Below are 19,352 nucleotides of genomic sequence, written 5' to 3' on the forward strand. Positions count from 1 at the left end.
AATCCCCGGTGGAGCTAGTGCTTACCGGGGCTACAGGGCCGTAGATACTGTTATCGGTTTGCAACGGTTTTGGTCGGGGAAAACATGTGCTTAGTGCTAATTCTGAGCACATTGCGCTCCGATATTTCTTCTGCGTTATGCCCCTCATGGCGCAGGGAGCGTACAGGGGGCGGCCAGTCGCCGCCGCCCCCTGTACCCCCGGGCTCTGGCCGCCAAAATCGCCACTTCGTGGTACCTTCGACTTATCCCTGCAGGCTTCGGGTCGGGCCGAGGCAGCGTCCTTGCAAAACACGGCCCTCAGCCCGCATCCATGCGGGCTGCCCCGGCCTTCCGGGAACGTCTCAGCAATTTTGAGGCCGCCAACACCGACAGTTTCAGCCAGCATGGTGAATAAATTAAAGGCAGGCCGCACTGTTATCGGTTTGCAACTTTTTAAGGGTTTTCCCGGACGCGGCGCGTTGCGCCTTCTCCGGGCTACCAAATCGCATCGTGCTGTAGCCCCGGTAAGCTGCAGCGCCACCGGGGGATTTTGAGATCACCAGCACCAGTAGTGTCAGCCAGCGTGGTGAATAAATTAAAGGCAGGCCGCACGGACCGTAGGCCGGGTAAGGCATTAATGCCTTACCCGGCACTTTTTTACCGCCAGGCCGACTGGCCGGCCAACGAATAACGCCCAGCCCCTAATAGCGCAATCGCCAACGCGCCGATAAAGAAATAGACCAGGCTTTCAATCGCCCATGCGCCGACGGCATCCAGCGCGAAAGTTTTACCCGTCCCGACCATCAACCAGGCGACCGCCATGGTGAACGCCAGCACCAGCGCCGCCGGGCGCGTCAAGACGCCAAGAATAAGTAAACAAGGCGCGACGACTTCCCCCACCAGCACGCCGTAGGCAATGAACCCCGGTAGCCCTTTCGCGACCAGCATCCCGCTAATGCCATCCACGCCGTCGATTAGCTTATGCAGACCGTGAAACAACATTAAGCCGCCAACGGCAAGTCGTAACAAGAGTTTACCGGCATCTTCATGCGATAGCGTTTTATTTACTGTGTTTAACAATCCCTTAACCATTTGATGTGCTTCCTGTTTTACACCCTATGTGTTCCCAGAGTATGCGCAATATTCCGCCAATAAAACCAGCGAAAAATAAGGGGCAATCGGCAACGCGACCTGTAGTTTCATCTAAGCTTGATAGCGTTATCACAAAAAGGAGATGGAAAACCATGAAACAGACCGTGGCGTCATATATTGCAAAAACCCTTGAACAAGCTGGCGTTAAACGTATTTGGGGCGTAACCGGGGATTCCCTCAACGGCTTGAGCGACAGTTTAAACCGCATGGGGACCATCGAATGGATGCCGACCCGGCATGAAGAGGTTGCCGCCTTTGCCGCCGGTGCCGAAGCCCAACTCACCGGCGAGCTGGCGGTGTGCGCTGGTTCCTGCGGGCCGGGCAACCTTCATCTGATTAACGGTTTGTTTGATTGCCATCGCAACCACGTACCGGTGCTGGCCATCGCCGCCCATATTCCCTCGAGCGAAATCGGCAGCGGTTATTTCCAGGAAACCCATCCACAAGAGCTGTTCCGCGAATGCAGCCACTACTGCGAGCTGGTCTCCACTCCGGAGCAAATTCCGCAGGTGTTGGCTATCGCCATGCGTAAGGCGGTCATTAACCGCGGCGTTTCGGTAGTTGTGTTGCCCGGCGACGTAGCGCTGAAACCGGCTCCGGAAAGCGCCAGCAGCCACTGGTATCATGCGCCGCAGCCCACGGTCACCCCGGCGGACGAAGAGCTGCACAAGCTGGCGCAGCTTATCCGTTACTCGAGTAGTATTGCCCTGATGTGCGGCAGCGGCTGCGCCGGCGCGCACCAGGAGCTGGTAGAGTTTGCGGCGAAAATTAAGGCCCCTATCGTCCATGCTCTGCGCGGCAAAGAGCACGTCGAATACGATAATCCTTACGATGTTGGCATGACCGGGCTTATCGGCTTCTCTTCCGGTTTCCATACCATGATGAACGCCGACACGCTGATCCTGCTCGGCACCCAGTTCCCCTATCGCGCGTTCTATCCCACCGACGCCAAAATTATCCAGATCGATATCAACCCCGGTAGCATCGGCGCGCACAGTAAGGTGGATATGGCGCTGGTGGGCGATATCAAATCGACCCTGAAAGCGCTGCTGCCGCTGCTGGAAGAGAAAACCGATCGCCGCTTCCTCGATAAAGCGCTGGAGGACTATCGCGAAGCGCGTAAAGGGCTTGACGATCTCGCCAAACCCAGCGAGAAAGCGCTCCATCCCCAGTATCTGGCGCAGCAGATTAGCCGCTTTGCCGACGACGACGCGATCTTTACCTGCGACGTCGGTACCCCTACCGTCTGGGCGGCGCGCTATCTGAAAATGAACGGCAAACGCCGCCTGCTGGGTTCGTTTAACCACGGCTCGATGGCCAACGCCATGCCGCAGGCTATTGGCGCCAAGGCGACCGCGCCGCATCGCCAGGTCATCGCGATGTGCGGTGATGGCGGCTTCAGCATGCTGATGGGTGACTTTTTATCGCTGGCGCAGATGAAGCTGCCGGTAAAAATCGTCATTTTTAATAACAGCATTCTCGGCTTCGTGGCGATGGAGATGAAAGCCGGCGGCTATCTGACCGATGGAACCGAACTGCACGACACCAACTTCGCCCGCATTGCCGAAGCCTGCGGGATCAAAGGGATACGCGTCGAGAAAGCCTCTGAGGTTGATGAGGCGCTGCAGACCGCCTTTAGCACCGACGGTCCGGTATTAGTCGATGTAGTTGTCGCTAAGGAAGAGCTTGCTATCCCGCCGCAAATTAAGCTGGAGCAGGCTAAAGGCTTTAGCCTGTATATGCTGCGCGCGATCATCAGCGGACGCGGAGACGAAGTCATTGAACTAGCGAAAACCAACTGGCTCAGGTAAAACAATGCTATCACCCTGAATCAGAACAAGGATATGCCGTGATAGATCTTCGCAGTGATACCGTAACCCGCCCCGGGCGCGCCATGCTGGAGGCCATGATGGCCGCCCCTGTCGGGGACGATGTGTATGGCGACGACCCGACCGTCAATGAACTCCAGCGCTATGCCGCTGAGCTCGCAGGTAAAGAGGCGGCGCTGTTTCTGCCTACCGGCACCCAGGCCAACCTCGTTGGCCTGCTTAGCCACTGTCAGCGCGGCGAAGAGTACATCGTCGGCCAGGGCGCGCATAACTATCTGTATGAAGCCGGCGGTGCTGCGGTGCTGGGCAGCATTCAGCCGCAGCCGATCGATGCCGCGGCGGACGGTTCGCTGCCGCTGGATAAAGTCGCGGCCAAAATTAAGCCCGACGATATCCATTTCGCCCCCACCCGCCTGTTAAGCCTGGAGAACACGCACAACGGTAAGGTGCTGCCACGTGGCTATCTGCAAGAGGCATGGGCGTTCACCCGCCAGCGCAATCTGGCGCTACACGTCGATGGGGCGCGTATCTTCAACGCCGTTGTAGAGTACGGCTGCGAGCTGCGCGATATCGCGCAGTACTGCGATTCGTTCACCATTTGCCTGTCAAAAGGGCTCGGTACGCCGGTCGGTTCTCTGCTGCTGGGCAACGAAGCGTACATCCGCCGCGCCATTCGCTGGCGTAAAATGGTCGGCGGCGGGATGCGTCAGGCAGGCATTCTGGCCGCCGCCGGTCTGTATGCTCTGCAGAATAACGTTTCCCGTCTGCAGGAGGATCACGACAACGCCGCGTGGATGGCGGAACAGCTTCGCGCCGTCGGCGCTGACGTGATGCGCCACGACACCAACATGCTGTTCGTGCGCGTCGGTGAGGAGCAGGCTCGGGCGCTCGGCGAATTCATGCAGGCCCGCGGCGTGTTGATCAACGCCTCGCCTGTCGTGCGTCTGGTCATGCATCTCGATGTTAACCGCCAGCAGTTGACGGAAGTGGTCGGTCACTGGCAAGCCTTTTTACAACGCTAAGGAGTCAGGCGTGTCGCAATCTATTCTGGTGCTTGGCGCCAGCGGCTATATTGGCCAGCATCTGGTGCGCGAATTAAGCGCGCGAGGTTATCCGGTGTTGGCGGCGGCACGCCATATCGACAGGCTGCAGAAGCTCGATCTTCCCGGCGTCACCTGCCACGCTATCGACCTCAATCAGCCGCAGGATCTCCCTGCTCTGCTTCGCGGGGTCGATACCCTTTACTACCTGGTGCATGGCATGGGCGAAGGCGGTGATTTCATCGCCCATGAACGCCGGGTCGCCGTTAACGTGCGCGATGCTTTGCGTCAGACGCCGGTGCGCCAGGTGATATTTCTCAGCTCGCTGCAGGCTCCGGCGCAGGAGCAGTCCGACCATCTGCGCGCCCGCCAGGTGACGGCCGATGTTCTACGCGAGTCAGGGATCCCCGTCACCGAGTTACGGGCGGGTATCATCGTCGGCGCCGGATCCGCCGCTTTTGAAGTGATGCGCGACATGGTTTACAACCTGCCGGTGCTGACGCCGCCGCGCTGGGTTCGATCGCGCACCACGCCCATCGCGCTGGAAAACCTACTCTACTATCTGGTGGAGTTACTCAACCATCCGGCCCGTGAACACCGCGTTTTCGAGGCCGCCGGCCCGGATGTTCTCAGCTATCAGCAGCAGTTCACCCATTTTATGGCGGTCAGCGGTAAGCATCGCCTGTTGATCCCTATCCCCTTTCCGACCCGCTGGATTTCGGTGTGGTTCCTCAACGTTATCACCTCGGTGCCCCCCACCATCGCTAAAGCGCTGATTCAGGGGCTCAAGCACGATCTGATCGCCGACGATCGTTCGCTACGCGCGCTGATCCCGCAAACCTTGATTCCCTTCGATCAGGCGGTGCGTCGTACCCTGAAAGAGGAAGAACAGCTGGTGAACTCCAGCGATTGGGGCTACGACGCTCAGGCTTTCGCCCGCTGGCGGCCGGAGTATGGCTACTACCCCAAGCAGGCAGGCTGCACCGTTAGCACCCGGGCGAGCCGTAAGGCGCTGTGGCGAGTGGTGAACCAAATCGGCGGCAAAGAGGGGTACTTCTTCGGCAATATCCTGTGGAAAATCCGCGGCGCTATGGACCTGTTGGTCGGCCACCGCCTGGCCAAAGGGCGACCGCGGCATGACTATCTGCAAACCGGCGATACGGTCGACAGTTGGAAAGTGATTATTGTGGAAGAAGAACAACAGTTAACCCTATTGTTTGGCATGAAAGCTCCCGGTCTTGGTCGTTTAAGCTTTACCATTCGCGATAAAGGCGACCATCGCGAGCTCGACGTTCGCGCCTGGTGGCATCCACACGGCATGCCCGGCCTGTTCTACTGGCTGCTGATGATCCCGGCGCATCTGTTTATTTTTCGCGGCATGGCGCGACGCATCGCCCGCCAGGCCGAGCAAATCACAGGCAAAAACGAAGATTAAGCGTTATTCTTTCATGATTCTCATTGCATACTCGGGAGAATCACGGAAAAATGCGCACGAAATTCTTTTCTGGGACAGTAGATTGATATGAAGGTACTGGTTACCGGTGCGACCAGCGGATTAGGCCGTAATGCGGTGGAATATCTGCGCAACAAGGGCATCAGCGTGCGAGCGACCGGGCGCAACGAAGCGATGGGTAAGCTTCTGAGCAAAATGGGCGCGGAGTTTATTCCCGCTGATCTAACCGAACTGGTCTCTTCGCAGGCTAAAGTGATGCTCGCCGGTATCGATACGCTATGGCACTGTTCCAGCTTTACCTCGCCGTGGGGAACCCAGCAAGCCTTCGATTTAGCCAACGTTCGCGCAACGCGCCGCCTTGGCGAATGGTCCGTGGCCTGGGGCGTACGCAATTTCGTCCATATTTCATCGCCTTCGCTCTATTTCGATTATCACCACCATCGCGATATTCAGGAAGATTTCCGCCCGCACCGCTTCGCCAATGAATTCGCCCGCAGCAAGGCGGCCAGCGAAGAGGTTATCAATCTGTTGGCGCAGGCGAACCCGCATACCCGCTTTACGATATTGCGCCCGCAAAGCCTGTTCGGGCCGCATGATAAGGTCTTTATTCCGCGAATGGTGCAGATGATGCGCCACTACGGCAGCGTGCTCCTGCCGCGCGGCGGTAACGCGCTGGTGGATATGACCTACTACGAAAATGCGGTGCATGCGATGTGGCTGGCCAGTCAGCCGCAGTGCGACCACTTACCTTCCGCGCGGGCGTGGAATATCAGCAACGGCGAGCCGCGGACGCTGCGAAGCATTGTGCAGAAGCTTATTGACGAGCTGGGCATCAAGTGCCGAATCCGTTCGGTGCCCTATCCGATGCTGGATATTATCGCCCGTAGCATGGAGCATTTCGGTAATAAATCGGCAAAAGAACCGGCCTTCACCCATTACGGCGTCTCAAAGCTCAATTTCGACTTTACCCTCGATATCTCCCGCGCCCAGCAGGAACTTGGCTATCAGCCGATCGTTACCCTGGATGAGGGCGTTTCGCGCACCGCAGCGTGGTTAAAAGACCACGGTAAACTGCACGATTAAAACCGTCGATTACGGCAGCAAACCATCCTGTTTGCTGCCAAATGTTCACCCCTGCCCATATTTTTCCAGCAACGCCTCGGCGATGGCCTGCGTTTGCGCATCGGCCACGCCGTCCCAGCGTGATGGCCTGAAGTGCATCTGGAAAGCCATGATCACCCGTTTTTGCTGCGCCGGGGTCATCTCCGGAGTGACCTGATAGCCGTAGCGCGACAGCAGGTCTAACAATTCGCCGCGATCGACCGGCTGCCAGCTCGGGCGCCCTTGCAGATAAAAGGCGACACGCGCATCATCGGGCCAGGCACCAATCCCCTGCTGCGCCAGCGCTCGCCACGGGAACAGCGGGCCGGGGTCGTCCTTACGCTGCGGCGCGATATCGGCATGGGCGACGACGTTCTGCGGCTGAATGTGATAGCGGGCGATGATATCTTTCGCCAGCGGGATAAGCGCTGCAATTTGCGCTGGATTAAATGGGGTAAAACTTTTTATATCGCCGTTTTTTTGCCAGCCGCGATTTTCCAGCTCAATACCAATCGACGTATCGTTGATCCGCGTGCTGCCGCGCCAGAAGCTGATGCCGGCGTGCCAGGCTAAATCTTCCTCCGGCACCAGTTGCCAGATACGCGGTTTACCGTGGCGCAGCGGCGGCTGCTCGGGAATTAAATAGTGCGAACTGACCTCTTTATCGGTCAGGGTCGCCAACGAGACATCAAAGTTATCGGCGGTATAGTGAATGACCAGGACCTTAATACGAGGATAAGCCGCCTGCGCCGGATGACGGGTATCCAGCTGATAACCCTGTTTGTCGACAATGCCCTGCTCCTGCGCACAGCCTGCCAGCAGCAACGCGGCAAGCGCAAGCTGGATAATGCGCTTTCCTAATAAGACCATCGATTACGCCCTTCTTGCTTAGCTTTATACAGCGCCGCATCCGCCTGCGCGATCAACTCTGAAGGCGGGGTGCCTCCCTCTGAAGCGACAATCCCCATACTGACCGTCACCAGCGGCCCAACATCGGATTTGGCATGCGGCAGCGCCGCTTCGCGAATTTTCTGTTGGATCCGCTGCGCCACCGCCGTAGCGCTATCTAATGATTGCAGCGGCAGGACAATCACAAACTCCTCGCCGCCATAGCGCGCCACCATATCATCCTGCGCGCGCACCGACATCTTCAGCACTGAGGCGATGCAGGAGAGGCAGTAATCACCGGCCTGGTGACCGTAGTGGTCGTTATAACGTTTAAAAAAGTCGACATCGAGAATGATCAGCGCCAGCGGCTCTTTCCGTTCCCAGGCCTGAGCCAAAAAATTGTCCAGCGCCCGACGGTTAGCCGTCGCCGTCAACGCATCCTGATTAGCCATGTTTTCCAGCCGGTTAATCAGTTGCATATTCTCCTGATGGGTATTCCAGGCTTCATCATACCAGCGCTGTAATATCTGACGGCCGTATACCATAATAGCGGTACAAATTACCCAAAGAATTAAAAAACGTAAATCGACGCCGTGATGTATTTGCACCCCAGCGAGTAATGAAGTACCCCATAAAGGAACAAGGTAAGCTACAAGGCCCACCGGGAAATAATAGAGCGCGGCAAGACCGGTGGTCATTAAAATAACCAGCAGCGGCCAGGCGAACGGCAGCGACCATAAAATGATGAAACAGTAACTACTCATTGCCCAACATAAGCTGAGGATCAATAAGATAGCAGAAATCACTTTAGTGGCATAAATACCACTTAATATTCGCCCGGAGATAACCATCACGCAAAGCGCCAGCGAGAAAACGATAATGACCCCAAGCGCCATCTCCAGATAAGGGATAATATCTGGATTAGTCAATCTTTGATGATTGAACTCGGTGAACAGAACGTTGCGGAAGATGACCATCAAGGCAAAGGCAATATTGACGAACGCCAGCCACGGCATGCTGCGCGACAGCGCGTGTTTTTGCACATTTTCGCGACTGGCCCACAGCATCGTTCGATTTTCGCGCGGATCCAGCCGTTGTTCTGTCGGCATAGCTACTCCTTTTTCAGCATCTGGACAATGCGTTAAGCTGCCCGCGGTAACTTTTCTATATGATAAACCATCAATCCGGGAATGTCTGTTGCCGGCCGCTTCAGCCACTCGCCGCTTAACGTCATTTTCAGCTAACGACAGATGAAAAAGATCTTACGCCCCGATACAGTCTATTGAGCAATAAAAAGCAAGCGTTATCAATGAGAACCACGTCATCTTTTCTTTAAAAAATCGTTAATTAAAGGTCATAAAAATGCAGCATTTCGCTTGAAAAAAAGACGGGCTTGATTCAATCTGATGGCGCTCATTGGTTAGTTAAAACAAGGGCATGATGATAGCAAGATAAACAATGGAGATTAATAATATGAAATATGCAGCTTTAGTGGCAGGTGCAGCATTGTTTTTAACCGCGAACGCATTTTCTGCAGAAATTCTGAGCAAAGAAGATTTCGCTAAAGTACAGGGTCAATACCACAAAATTGGTACCATCTCCTCTACCGGTCAAACTGCGCCAAGCGATGCGCGCGAAGAACTGATCAAAAAAGCCGATGAAAAAGGCGCTGACGTTGTAGTTCTCTCTTCCGGCAATACCGACAAGAAACTGCACGTATCCGCGAATATCTATAAGAAGAAATAATTAGTTTTTCGCATTATAAGAGCATTATCATCTGAGGATGATAATGCTTCTTTTTAATTTTCCTGCGAACATTTATTTTTATACGCCTTTCTCATTTACCATCCGCGACTAGTCATATCAAATATGCGCCTTCATCAGGATGCTAATCCGGATAACGTCTAAAATAGTTAATCCACTCCGTTATCGGACTCGCAATATATCCCCCTGGACTATCAGTATAAATTCGACGCCAAAAAGAGATGTCCTCTATACTTTTGGGCATAAGAAGATGCTCGCGTTTAAATTACCGCAGGTGGCAAATGAAAAAAATCGCATTTCTTATTTCTGGGTTGCTCTGCTCTGGCTTTACCCATGCCAGCGCGCTCTATTTTTATGAAATCGGCACCGAAGACGTCGGCCTGGCAGGCGCAGGCCAGGCCGCCCGCGCGCAGGATGCCTCCACCATCGTCACCAATCCTGCCGGCATGACCCGGTTGCCTGACCATATGTTTACCGGCGGCGCGCAACTGATGGGCGGCGATATCTCCTATCAGATGAATAATGACCACGGCGGCAATAGCCCTGGAAACGTGATGAATCTGTTTCCTAACGCCAGCGGCTTTTATGCGCAGAAGATTAATGATGAGGTGTATGCCGGGATCGGCCTGTACGGCAACTACGGTTTAGGCATCGATTTTGGCAACTGGGCCGGCGATCGTCTTATCAAGAAAAGCACCATGGTGGCGATGACGCTGAGCCCGTCGCTGGCGTGGAAACTTAACGATCGTCTCTCTGTCGGCGCCTCCGCCAACCTGAACTATGGTTATTTATCGCTGACGCGTAACGTCGACGGTAATGACGAGAAAGATAAAGACCATGACTGGGCGATGAGCTACCGTCTGGGTCTGCTGATGCAGTTAACCGAACAGACCCGCGCTGGCATCACCTGGAACAGTAAAACCGATTATGACTTTAACGTTAAGGGGAAAGCGCGTTTCCCCAATTTACCGAACGTTTCGTATGATTTGCCTATCTCCGCCCAGGTCCGCGCGCCGCAGCAGATCATGCTCAGCCTGGTGCATGACATCAATAAACAGTGGTCGGTGATGGGCGATCTCGGCTGGCAGGACTGGAGCCAGTTCGGCAGCCCGCAAATCACCGTTGCCGGTCACGAAAGTAGTAAAAATAACCGCCTGAAGGACTCCTGGCATACCGCCGTCGGCGTACAGTACCGGCCGACCGAGCAGTGGCGTCTGAACGCCGGTGTCGGTTTCGACAGTACGGTTTATGATTCGCAAAGCGACACGGCGCTTTCCCTGCCAACCGGCGATGAATGGCGCTTCGCCACCGGCGCGCAATACCAGATAACCCCCGCCAGCAATATCGGCGTCGCGGTCTCTTATCTGCACATGCAATCTTCCCACGTAAAATCACCGGAACTCATCGCCGGCAGCTACGATCACCCTTACCTGTGGTTCGCCAGCGTCAACTATAGTTATCAGTTCTGATGCGCCGGCTGCCTGCGCAAACAGCGCGGGCAGCCGATGGTCGTTGTCACATCAAGGTCTTAGCTCTTTGCGTCAAGTACAATTGGCGCGCTTACGCTATGCTTTAGCAGAATCTAACAACGTAGTGAGTTCATAAGGAAATCATCATGCGCTACAACATTCTTGCACTTGTTTTGCCTTGCGCACTGGCGCTGAGCGCCTGTACCACCGTGACCCCGGCTTATAAAGACAACGGCACCCGCAGCGGTTCCTGCATCGAGGGCGGCCCGGACGAGGTAGCGCAGCAGTTCTATGATTATCAAATCCAGCACCGAAATAACGATCTCACCGCGCTGCGCCCGTATCTGAGCGACGATCTGGCTAAACTGCTGAACGACGCCCGTCAGGATCCATCGCGTAACGCGCTGCTGCAATCAAATCCATTCTCCAGCAGCTCCACCCCGGCGGATAGCGCCGACGTCGCCAGCGCCTCGACCATCCCGAACCGCGATGCGCGCAATATTCCGCTGCGCGTCGAATTGAAACAGGGTACGCAGAGCTGGAAAGATGAAGTGCTGATGATTCAGGAAGGCCAGTGCTGGGCGGTTGACGATGTCCGCTACCTTGGCATAAACAGCCACGCTCCGGCGGGTACGCTGCGTCAGAGTCTTGAGAAACGCTGATTTCGGCGTTAAAGCCACCCCGCTGAAACGATAACCCCGGTAAAATGTCGGTATTCCGTGCGGTAATGCCGACATTTGTTCCCCCCTACCACACGAACCCATATTTTGTGCTAACTTTAGTGATAAATGTGGTTTACATTTAACTTTTAACGCATAAATATTGCATAACTATTCTGTCAAAGGTACTATTTGCGGCCTCAATAGCTATTCGTATCAGACTGCCCAGATGAGTATTAAACTAAACGGCATTAATTGCTTCTACGGCGCGCACCAGGCGCTGTTCGACATCACGCTGGATTGCCCGCAGGGGGAAACGCTGGTGCTCCTCGGCCCAAGCGGCGCCGGTAAAAGCTCGCTGCTTCGCGTACTCAACCTGCTGGAGATGCCGCGTTCCGGTACCTTAAACATCGCCGGTAATCAATTCGACTTCACCAAAGCGCCGTCTGACAAAGCTATTCGCGAGCTGCGCCAGAATGTCGGGATGGTCTTCCAGCAGTACAACCTGTGGCCACACCTGACCGTGGTGCAAAACCTGATCGAAGCCCCGTGCCGCGTGCTGGGCTTAACCAAAGATCAGGCGCTGGCGCGCGCCGAAAAACTACTCGAGCGTTTACGCCTTAAACCTTACAGCGACCGCTATCCGCTGCATCTGTCAGGCGGTCAACAGCAGCGCGTAGCGATTGCCCGCGCGCTGATGATGGAGCCTCAGGTGCTGCTATTTGATGAACCCACCGCCGCGTTGGATCCGGAAATCACTGCCCAGATCGTCAGCATCATTCGCGAACTGGCGGAGACCGGAATCACCCAGGTTATCGTTACCCACGAAGTGGAAGTGGCGCGTAAAACCGCCAGCCGCGTGGTGTATATGGAAAACGGGCATATCGTTGAGCAAGGGGATGCTAACTGCTTCACGCATCCGCAAACCGACGCCTTTAAAAACTATCTTTCACATTGATGTTTTCGGGGAAATAACGATGAAAAAAGTACTGATTGCCGCTCTGCTCGCGGGCATGAGCCTTTCCGCTACCGCAGCCCAGACCATCCGTTTCGCCACCGAGGCCTCCTACCCTCCGTTTGAGCTGGTAGACGCCAACAACAAAATCGTCGGCTTTGACGTCGATCTGGCTAACGCGCTGTGCAAAGAGATGGACGCGACCTGCACCTTTACTAACCAGGCTTTTGATAGTCTGATCCCAGGGCTGAAATTCCGCCGCTTCGACGCCGTCATGGCCGGTATGGATATCACCCCTGAGCGTGAAAAACAGGTGCTGTTCAGCACCCCGTATTATGAAAACTCGGCGCTGTTCGTCGGCCAGCAGGGCAAGTTCACCGGCATTGACCAGCTTAAAGGCAAAAAAGTTGGCGTGCAGAACGGCACTACCCACCAGAAATTCATCACTGATAAGCATCCGGAAATCACCACCGTTCCTTACGACAGCTACCAGAATGCCAAACTGGATCTGCAAAACGGCCGCATTGACGCCGTCTTCGGCGACACGGCGGTAGTGACCGAATGGCTGAAGAGCAATCCGAAGCTGGCGCCAGTGGGTGATAAAGTGACGGATAAAGACTACTTCGGTACCGGCCTCGGCATTGCGGTTCGTCAGGGCAATACCGAGCTGCAGCAGAAATTTAATGCTGCGCTGGAAAAAGTGAAGAAAGATGGGACGTACCAGACCATCTATAGCAAATGGTTCCAGAAGTAACGCTGAATGAACGAATTTTTTCCATTAGCAAGCGCCGCCGGGATGACCGTCGGCCTTGCCGTTTGCGCGCTGGTCATCGGCCTGGTGCTGGCGATGCTTTTCGCCGTGCTGGAGTCGGTGAAATGGCGTCCTGTGGCATGGCTGGCGACCGGCATCGTCACGATTTTACGCGGCCTACCGGAAATTCTGGTGGTGCTGTTTATCTACTTTGGTTCCTCACAGCTGCTGCTGACGCTGTCTGACGGTTTTACTCTCAATCTTGGGTTTGTGCAGATTCCGGTACAGATGCAAATTGAGAACTTCGACGTCAGCCCGTTCCTCTGCGGCGCCATTGCGCTTTCCCTACTGTATGCCGCCTATGCCTCGCAGACCCTGCGCGGCGCCTTGAAAGCGGTGCCGCAGGGGCAGTGGGAATCCGGACAAGCGCTGGGTTTGTCGAAGGCGGCGATATTCTTTCGCCTGGTGATGCCGCAGATGTGGCGCCATGCTCTGCCGGGTCTGGGCAACCAGTGGCTGGTGCTGCTGAAGGATACCGCGCTGGTCAGCCTTATCAGCGTCAACGACCTGATGCTGCAAACCAAAAGTATTGCTACCCGTACTCAGGAGCCGTTTAACTGGTACATCATTGCGGCAGCGATTTATCTCGTCATCACCCTGTTGAGTCAATACATCCTCAAGCGTATTGACCAGCGTGCGACGCGCTTCGAACGGAGACCAGGTTGATGCTCGATTACTTACCCGAACTGCTGAAAGGGCTGCATACTAGCCTGACGCTGACCGCGGCATCGATCGTCGTGGCGCTGATCCTGGCGCTGATCTTTACCATCGTCCTGACGTTAAAAACGCCGGTGGTGGTGTGGATCGTCCGCGGCTATATCACCCTGTTTACCGGGACGCCGCTGCTGGTGCAGATCTTCCTGATCTACTACGGGCCAGGACAGTTCCCGTCATTGCAGAATTACCCGGTGCTGTGGCATCTGATTTCTGAGCCCTGGCTGTGCGCGCTGATCGCCTTATCGTTAAACAGCGCGGCTTATACTACCCAGCTGTTCTACGGCGCCATCCGCGCCATTCCGGACGGCCAGTGGCAGTCCTGCAGCGCGCTGGGGATGAGCAAGAAGGATACGCTGGCGATTCTGCTACCGTATGCTTTTAAACGCGCCCTCTCCTCGTACTCTAACGAAGTGGTGTTGGTCTTTAAGAGCACCTCGCTGGCTTACACCATCACCCTGATGGAAGTGATGGGTCATGGTCAGCTGCTGTACGGGCGCACCTATGACGTGATGGTCTTCGGCGCAGCCGGTATCATTTATCTGGTGGTGAACGGCCTGCTGACGCTGCTGATGCGTCTGGTGGAAAGAAAAGCGCTGGCCTTCGAGCGTCGTAACTAACATTACGAAATGCATAAACAGTAAATAATGAAACGGGTAAGTGCCAATGCTTACCCGTTTTTTTTATAATCAATAAAATAAACATACAACTTTATTGCATATAAATTCATTTAATGGCATTGTGAACTTCAGCCGTAAACCGGCACAACATCATAAGATTGACCGACGGGAGTCCCACTATGAAAAAGTTAGTTCTGGCCGCTCTGCTTAGCTCTTTCGCCTTTGGCGCCGCTGCCGCGGAAAAAATCAGCTTTGGCGTTTCCGCGACCTATCCGCCATTTGAATCCATGGATGCGAATAACCAGATTGTCGGTTTCGATCTCGATCTGGCTAAAGCGCTCTGTAAGCAAATGCAGGCCGACTGTACTTTTACCAACCACGCTTTCGACAGCCTGATCCCGGCGCTAAAATTTAAAAAGTATGATGCGGTAATTTCCGGCATGGACATCACGCCTGAGCGTAGCAAACAGGTCGCGTTTACCGACCCGTACTATGCCAACTCGGCGCTGGTGATCGCCAAAAAAGACGCGTACCACTCTTTTGATGACCTGAAGGGTAAGCGTATCGGCATGGAAAACGGCACTACGCACCAGAAATACCTGCAGGATAAGCACCCGGAAGTGAAAACCGTCGCTTACGATAGCTATCAGAATGCCATTATCGACCTGAAAAACGGCCGTATCGATGGCGTCTTCGGTGATACCGCGGTGGTCAACGAATGGCTGAAGACCAACCCGCAGTTAGGCGCGGCGACGCCGAAAGTGACCGACCCGCAGTACTTCGGTACCGGTCTTGGCATTGCGGTGCGCCCGGATAATAAAGCGCTGCTGGAAAAACTCAACGCCGCGCTGAAAGCGATTAAAGCTGACGGAACCTACCAGAAAATTAGCAACCAGTGGTTCCCGGAGTAAGACCTGCGCTTCCCGGCTTACGGCGCAACCGCCTGAGCCGGGTCAAACGGCAACGCTCCCCCTTACAGCGGCAGGGTAAACTGGAAACAGGCCCCTGCCGGTACTTCCAGCAGGCGAATATCGCCCCCGTGCAGTTGCAGCATCCGCCGAACAATCATCAACCCCAGCCCGCCTCGTGAGGCGCTCTGCTGCCCCGGTTCCAGTACCGATGGCCGCTCAAACAGATTGGCCCGTAATTCACCGGCGACGCCCGGGCCGCTATCGGCCACCTCAACCACCACCTGCGTCCCCTGCAGGCGCGACGACAGACGAATTTCACCCCCGTGCGGAGTATGGCGAATGGCGTTATCCAGCAGATTGGTTAATACCCGCTCCATCATCGAGAGGTCTGCCTCAACCAACGGCAAACCTGACGCCAATTCCAGGCGCAGACGGATTTCGCGGGTGGCAATCGCCAGATCGAATTTTTGCGCCACGTCCTGAATCAGCTCGGCAAGGATAAACTTTTCCGGCTGCGGCTTAATACCGCCATGTTCAAGGCGCGCCAGCTCAAATAGCTGTTGTGAGAGATGACGAACTTTATTTCCCTGGCGTAGCGCGATATTCAGATACTGCTTGCGCTCCTGCGCCGTCAGGCGATCATCCTTAAGCGATAGCGTCTCCAGATACCCCAGCAGCGAAGTCAGCGGCGTACGCAGGTCATGCGAAATATTGGCAATAAACTCCCGGCGCTGACGATCGCTATCAGCCAGCCGATCCCACTGCCCGGCGATCTGCTGCGCCAGTTCGATAAAACGGTTATGCAGCAGCGCCACTTCATTTCCGGGATACGGGTCCGGCGCCTGCGCCGCCAGCGCTTTGATTGCGCGAATGCTGTCGCTATCCCCCGCCGCCACCAGCGCCGTCAGCTGGCGTACCGGGCGCGTTACCCAGTACCACGCCAGGCCGCCGGCCAACAGGCCAAATAGCACCACCAGCAGCAGGGTCCATAGCAGCAAGCTCCACAGCGTCTTCTGCCAGGCGCTCTGCGCCAGTTCATTAAACGTTTCGCCCTGCAGAATAATATAAAGATAGCCACGTAGCTGGCCGTCAAGGCGTAGCGGCGCGGCGCTAAACACTTTTTGCTGGTCCATGCTGCGCGGATCGTCGCCATAAATCGGCCACGCGCCGCCGGAGAGAAACGCCTGCACCGGCGCCATGGCAATGCGCTGGCGTTTAATGTGCCCCGGCGGCGCGGCATCCGCCAGCAGCTCGCCATCCGGCGAAACGAGGTACAGCTCGACGCTTGGGTTAAACACCATCAGACGGTCAAATAGTGGTTTCAATGCCGCGCGATCGACCTCGCCGCGGGCGTTGAGCAGCGGCTCGCGAGCGGCAATCTGCTGCGCCAGCCCGGCGGAAAGCCGCTGCACCATGACGTTACCGTACTGCGCGCTGCTATAGAGCTGGAGCAGGCAGACGGAGAGCGCGCACAGCAGCAGCAAGCCGATAAACACCAACGACAGCCGTTGGCTGAGACTGAGTCGGCGGATCATGACTGCGCCCCGGCGCTGTAGGGGGCAAATTTATAGCCCTTCCCCCAGACGGTAAGAATAATGTCCGGCTCTGCCGGGTCGCGCTCTATTTTCGTGCGCAGACGATTAATATGCGTGTTGACCGTATGTTCATAGCCTTCATGCTGATAGCCCCAGACGCTATCCAGCAGCGCCAGGCGCGAAAAAACTTCGCCGGGATGGCGGGCAAAGTAATACAGCAGATCGAATTCGCGCGGCGTGAGGTCTACCAGTTCACCGCGCAGCCTGACTTCCCGGGACAGCGGGTCGATATTCAGGCCGTGGCAGGCGATACGTCCTGCATCCATCAAGAGATTTTGTCCCATTGCTTCCTGACGGCGGAACACCGCCTTCACCCGGGCAATCAGCTCCAGCAGAGAAAAAGGTTTCGCCAGATAATCATCGGCGCCCATCTCCAGCCCCTGCACGCGTTGGGTTTCGCTAGAACGGGCGCTAATAATAATCACCGGCAGATAGCGCGTTTGCTGGCGGATGCGGCGGCAAATCTCCAGCCCGTCGACGTTAGGCAACATCAGGTCAAGAATCACCGCGTCCCAGACGCCGTTATCCAACTGGCGCAGCGCCTGCGCGCCGTCCGCTTCATGCACGATTTGATACCCTTCATCCTGCAGATTCAGGCGCAACAAAGCCGCGATATCATCATCATCTTCCACCAGCAGGATTTTTTTACTCATCAGATTCGCTCCACGAATTTCACGCTCGTTTCATAAAGCTTACCCGATTTCAGCCGCTTAAAGAGTTCACATTTTGTTTAAACTTCACGAACCAGCAGCGTCAGCACTTCATAATGCGCGGTATGTGGGAACATATCGAACAACTGTACACGCTCAACGCGATAGCCCTGCAGACGGTCAATATCTGCGGCCATTGTCCGGGCGTTACAGCTCGAGTAAATGATATACGGCGGCGCCATGCGGCTTAGATAATCGCACAGTTCGGCGCCGATGCCGCGCCGCGGCGGGTTGACCAGCACCAGCTGTGGAATATCGTCTTCATGCGTCGCGAATTGCGTGGAATCCAGCGCCTGAAAATGGAGATTGCTTAACCCCAACTGGGCCGCGGATTGCTTCGCGCAGGCGATGGCTTCCGGAGCGATTTCGATACCGGTAAGGCGCATCTGCGGGGTGGCGCAGTGCAGACCAAAACCGCCGACGCCGCAAAACAGATCCCACATGTGGTTGACCGGCAGCGCGCGCACCCAGTCGCGGGCGGTAGCGTAGAGCTGTCTCGCCACCGTCGGGTTGGTCTGGAAAAAGCTTTGCGGGCGGATCCACAGCGGTACGCCGTTAAAGTTCTCCGCCAGCGCCGGTTGATCGCTGAGGAAAATCTCCTGCTCCCCTTCCATGATAGCCATGTGCACGGGCTGAATATTGGCGGTAATCACCTTAAGCTGCGGCAACTGCTGCTGCAGCAACGGCAGCGCGGCGCGCAGTTGTGCAAGCTTATCCGCAGAGCGCAGGACGAAACGCAACATCATGCCGCCCTGCTGGCTTTCGGTCAGCAGCAAATACTTCAGCTCGCCGCGCTTGCGGGCAACGTTATAGGGGGTGAGTCCGGCGCGGGCGATAAACGGCTTCAGCGCGGCGAAAACCGGCGCGAAACTCGGCGGGTACAGCGGGCAATCGGTGAGATCTTCCGGCGTGCCATCGCGATGCAGCATGCCGAGCAGCGGGCGCTCTACGCTACCGCTTACGACCATTTTCGCTTTGTTGCGAAACGCCGTCTCCGGACCTGAGACCGGAGCAAGCCATGTCATCACCGGCTGACCCGCCAGCAGTTCGCGCAGGTTCGCCATTTTATCGGCGAGCTGTTGCGTCAATGGCAATTCCAGCCACTGACAGGAACGGCAGCGGCCCGCGTCGTAAAGTGCGCAGTGCATAAGAAGACCTTCAAAAAAACCGGGGCGGGGATTGTATCACCGTTATTGCAAGCGGAAAAACCGTCGGCACGACGCCGGGATAAACAATAGCGCCAGCACCAGCAGATCCGGCAGCTTCTGCAGAAACAGCGCATGGAGAATTTCCCGCTTTGACTCCCCGGCCACGCTGAACAGTTCCGGATAGCCATAGCCAATCGAGGCCGCCCACAGATAAGAGATGACGATAATTTGCGTCAGCAGGTAGAGCCAGCGCGCCCAGTTACGGCCTTTCACCAGCGAAAAGGCGCACCAGATCTCGATAAACACCAACGCCAGACTCGCCAGAAACACCAGCGTCAGGGCCCAGGTTTGCACGCTACGATGGATAAAATCGGCAATCCCCTGCACGCCAAGCTGATTGAGGATCATTAACAGGTCGAGACCGCGAATTAAGATAATAGCAAAGGCCGCCACCTGTACCAGCACAGGGACGTTAAGACGAGCATGAGACGATCGAGTTTTTGTAAACAATCCCAACGTAAAGTCATCCATGAAAACGGCGCCACGTGTGCGGC

At 55.8% G+C, this 19,352-nt stretch carries 19 protein-coding genes; 12 read left to right on the forward strand and 7 right to left on the reverse strand.

Annotated features, from left to right (window positions below; genetic code table 11):
- Nucleotides 1–636: 636 nt before the first annotated feature.
- The gene (locus tag KGA69_RS22290) at nt 637–1,071 is read right to left on the reverse strand and encodes a DoxX family protein (RefSeq protein ID WP_045396278.1); all 435 of its coding nucleotides are present in this window, start codon (nt 1,069–1,071) and stop codon (nt 637–639) included.
- A gap of 152 nt (nt 1,072–1,223) precedes the next feature.
- Between KGA69_RS22290 and poxB the strand changes: the two genes are divergently transcribed.
- From poxB to KGA69_RS22310, 4 genes are all read left to right on the forward strand, one after another.
- On the forward strand, nt 1,224–2,942 hold the full coding sequence (gene poxB, locus KGA69_RS22295; RefSeq protein ID WP_213292669.1) for a ubiquinone-dependent pyruvate dehydrogenase: 1,719 nt from the start codon (nt 1,224–1,226) through the stop codon (nt 2,940–2,942).
- A 38-nt stretch (nt 2,943–2,980) separates the two neighbouring features.
- On the forward strand, nt 2,981–3,982 hold the full coding sequence (gene ltaE / locus KGA69_RS22300; protein ID WP_045396282.1) for a low-specificity L-threonine aldolase: 1,002 nt from the start codon (nt 2,981–2,983) through the stop codon (nt 3,980–3,982).
- 10 nt (nt 3,983–3,992) lie between these two features.
- Complete coding sequence (locus tag KGA69_RS22305; protein WP_045396285.1) at nt 3,993–5,435, forward strand: SDR family oxidoreductase; 1,443 nt, start codon at nt 3,993–3,995, stop codon at nt 5,433–5,435.
- A gap of 87 nt (nt 5,436–5,522) precedes the next feature.
- A complete protein-coding gene (locus KGA69_RS22310; protein ID WP_045396289.1) occupies nt 5,523–6,536 on the forward strand; it encodes an NAD-dependent epimerase/dehydratase family protein in 1,014 nt (337 codons plus the stop codon).
- Between the two features lie 45 nt (nt 6,537–6,581).
- On the opposite strand, the gene KGA69_RS22315 is transcribed toward KGA69_RS22310, so the two are convergent.
- Nucleotides 6,582–7,424, reverse strand: coding sequence for an N-acetylmuramoyl-L-alanine amidase (locus KGA69_RS22315; RefSeq protein WP_045396293.1), 843 nt, complete (start codon nt 7,422–7,424; stop codon nt 6,582–6,584).
- Nucleotides 7,412–8,551 carry a GGDEF domain-containing protein gene (locus tag KGA69_RS22320; protein ID WP_045396296.1) on the reverse strand — a complete coding sequence of 380 codons (1,140 nt, stop codon included), beginning with the start codon at nt 8,549–8,551 and terminating at the stop codon, nt 7,412–7,414. The genes KGA69_RS22315 and KGA69_RS22320 overlap by 13 nt, the downstream gene beginning before the upstream one ends.
- A 364-nt stretch (nt 8,552–8,915) precedes the next feature.
- Between KGA69_RS22320 and yahO the strand changes: the two genes are divergently transcribed.
- The 8 genes from yahO to artJ all read left to right on the forward strand — a co-directional run bounded on the left by yahO (nt 8,916) and on the right by artJ (nt 15,345).
- On the forward strand, nt 8,916–9,188 hold the full coding sequence (gene yahO / locus KGA69_RS22325; RefSeq protein ID WP_045396302.1) for a DUF1471 family periplasmic protein YahO: 273 nt from the start codon (nt 8,916–8,918) through the stop codon (nt 9,186–9,188).
- A gap of 299 nt (nt 9,189–9,487) precedes the next feature.
- Nucleotides 9,488–10,675, forward strand: a complete 1,188-nt coding sequence (locus KGA69_RS22330; RefSeq protein WP_045396305.1) for an OmpP1/FadL family transporter — start codon at nt 9,488–9,490, stop codon at nt 10,673–10,675.
- Nucleotides 10,676–10,821: 146 nt separating this feature from the next.
- Nucleotides 10,822–11,337, forward strand: coding sequence for a lipoprotein (locus KGA69_RS22335; protein ID WP_045396309.1), 516 nt, complete (start codon nt 10,822–10,824; stop codon nt 11,335–11,337).
- Nucleotides 11,338–11,563: 226 nt separating this feature from the next.
- The gene (gene artP / locus KGA69_RS22340) at nt 11,564–12,292 is read left to right on the forward strand and encodes an arginine ABC transporter ATP-binding protein ArtP (protein ID WP_045396312.1); all 729 of its coding nucleotides are present in this window, start codon (nt 11,564–11,566) and stop codon (nt 12,290–12,292) included.
- A gap of 19 nt (nt 12,293–12,311) precedes the next feature.
- Nucleotides 12,312–13,043 (forward strand): arginine ABC transporter substrate-binding protein ArtI, encoded by a 732-nt coding sequence (artI, locus tag KGA69_RS22345; protein WP_015367516.1) that lies wholly within the window; start codon nt 12,312–12,314, stop codon nt 13,041–13,043.
- A gap of 6 nt (nt 13,044–13,049) precedes the next feature.
- On the forward strand, nt 13,050–13,766 hold the full coding sequence (gene artQ / locus KGA69_RS22350) for an arginine ABC transporter permease ArtQ (protein ID WP_015367517.1): 717 nt from the start codon (nt 13,050–13,052) through the stop codon (nt 13,764–13,766).
- Nucleotides 13,766–14,434, forward strand: coding sequence for an arginine ABC transporter permease ArtM (artM, locus tag KGA69_RS22355; protein ID WP_015704859.1), 669 nt, complete (start codon nt 13,766–13,768; stop codon nt 14,432–14,434). The genes artQ and artM overlap by 1 nt, the downstream gene beginning before the upstream one ends.
- 179 nt (nt 14,435–14,613) lie before the next feature.
- Nucleotides 14,614–15,345: an arginine ABC transporter substrate-binding protein ArtJ gene (gene artJ, locus KGA69_RS22360; protein WP_015367519.1), complete on the forward strand. Its 732-nt coding sequence runs from the start codon at nt 14,614–14,616 to the stop codon at nt 15,343–15,345.
- Between the two features lie 62 nt (nt 15,346–15,407).
- Here the strand turns inward: artJ and KGA69_RS22365 are convergent, their stop codons facing one another.
- The 4 genes from KGA69_RS22365 to KGA69_RS22380 all read right to left on the reverse strand — a co-directional run bounded on the left by KGA69_RS22365 (nt 15,408) and on the right by KGA69_RS22380 (nt 19,329).
- On the reverse strand, nt 15,408–16,880 hold the full coding sequence (locus tag KGA69_RS22365; RefSeq protein ID WP_063415068.1) for a sensor histidine kinase: 1,473 nt from the start codon (nt 16,878–16,880) through the stop codon (nt 15,408–15,410).
- Nucleotides 16,877–17,593 (reverse strand): response regulator transcription factor, encoded by a 717-nt coding sequence (locus tag KGA69_RS22370; RefSeq protein WP_015704857.1) that lies wholly within the window; start codon nt 17,591–17,593, stop codon nt 16,877–16,879. The genes KGA69_RS22365 and KGA69_RS22370 overlap by 4 nt, the downstream gene beginning before the upstream one ends.
- A 77-nt stretch (nt 17,594–17,670) precedes the next feature.
- Nucleotides 17,671–18,798 carry a 23S rRNA (uracil(747)-C(5))-methyltransferase RlmC gene (gene rlmC / locus KGA69_RS22375; RefSeq protein ID WP_213292670.1) on the reverse strand — a complete coding sequence of 376 codons (1,128 nt, stop codon included), beginning with the start codon at nt 18,796–18,798 and terminating at the stop codon, nt 17,671–17,673.
- Between the two features lie 42 nt (nt 18,799–18,840).
- A complete protein-coding gene (locus KGA69_RS22380; protein WP_045396319.1) occupies nt 18,841–19,329 on the reverse strand; it encodes a YbjO family protein in 489 nt (162 codons plus the stop codon).
- Nucleotides 19,330–19,352: the final 23 nt, after the last annotated feature.

Source organism: Klebsiella sp. A52 (assembly GCF_018388785.1).
Lineage (GTDB): Bacteria > Pseudomonadota > Gammaproteobacteria > Enterobacterales > Enterobacteriaceae > Klebsiella > Klebsiella aerogenes.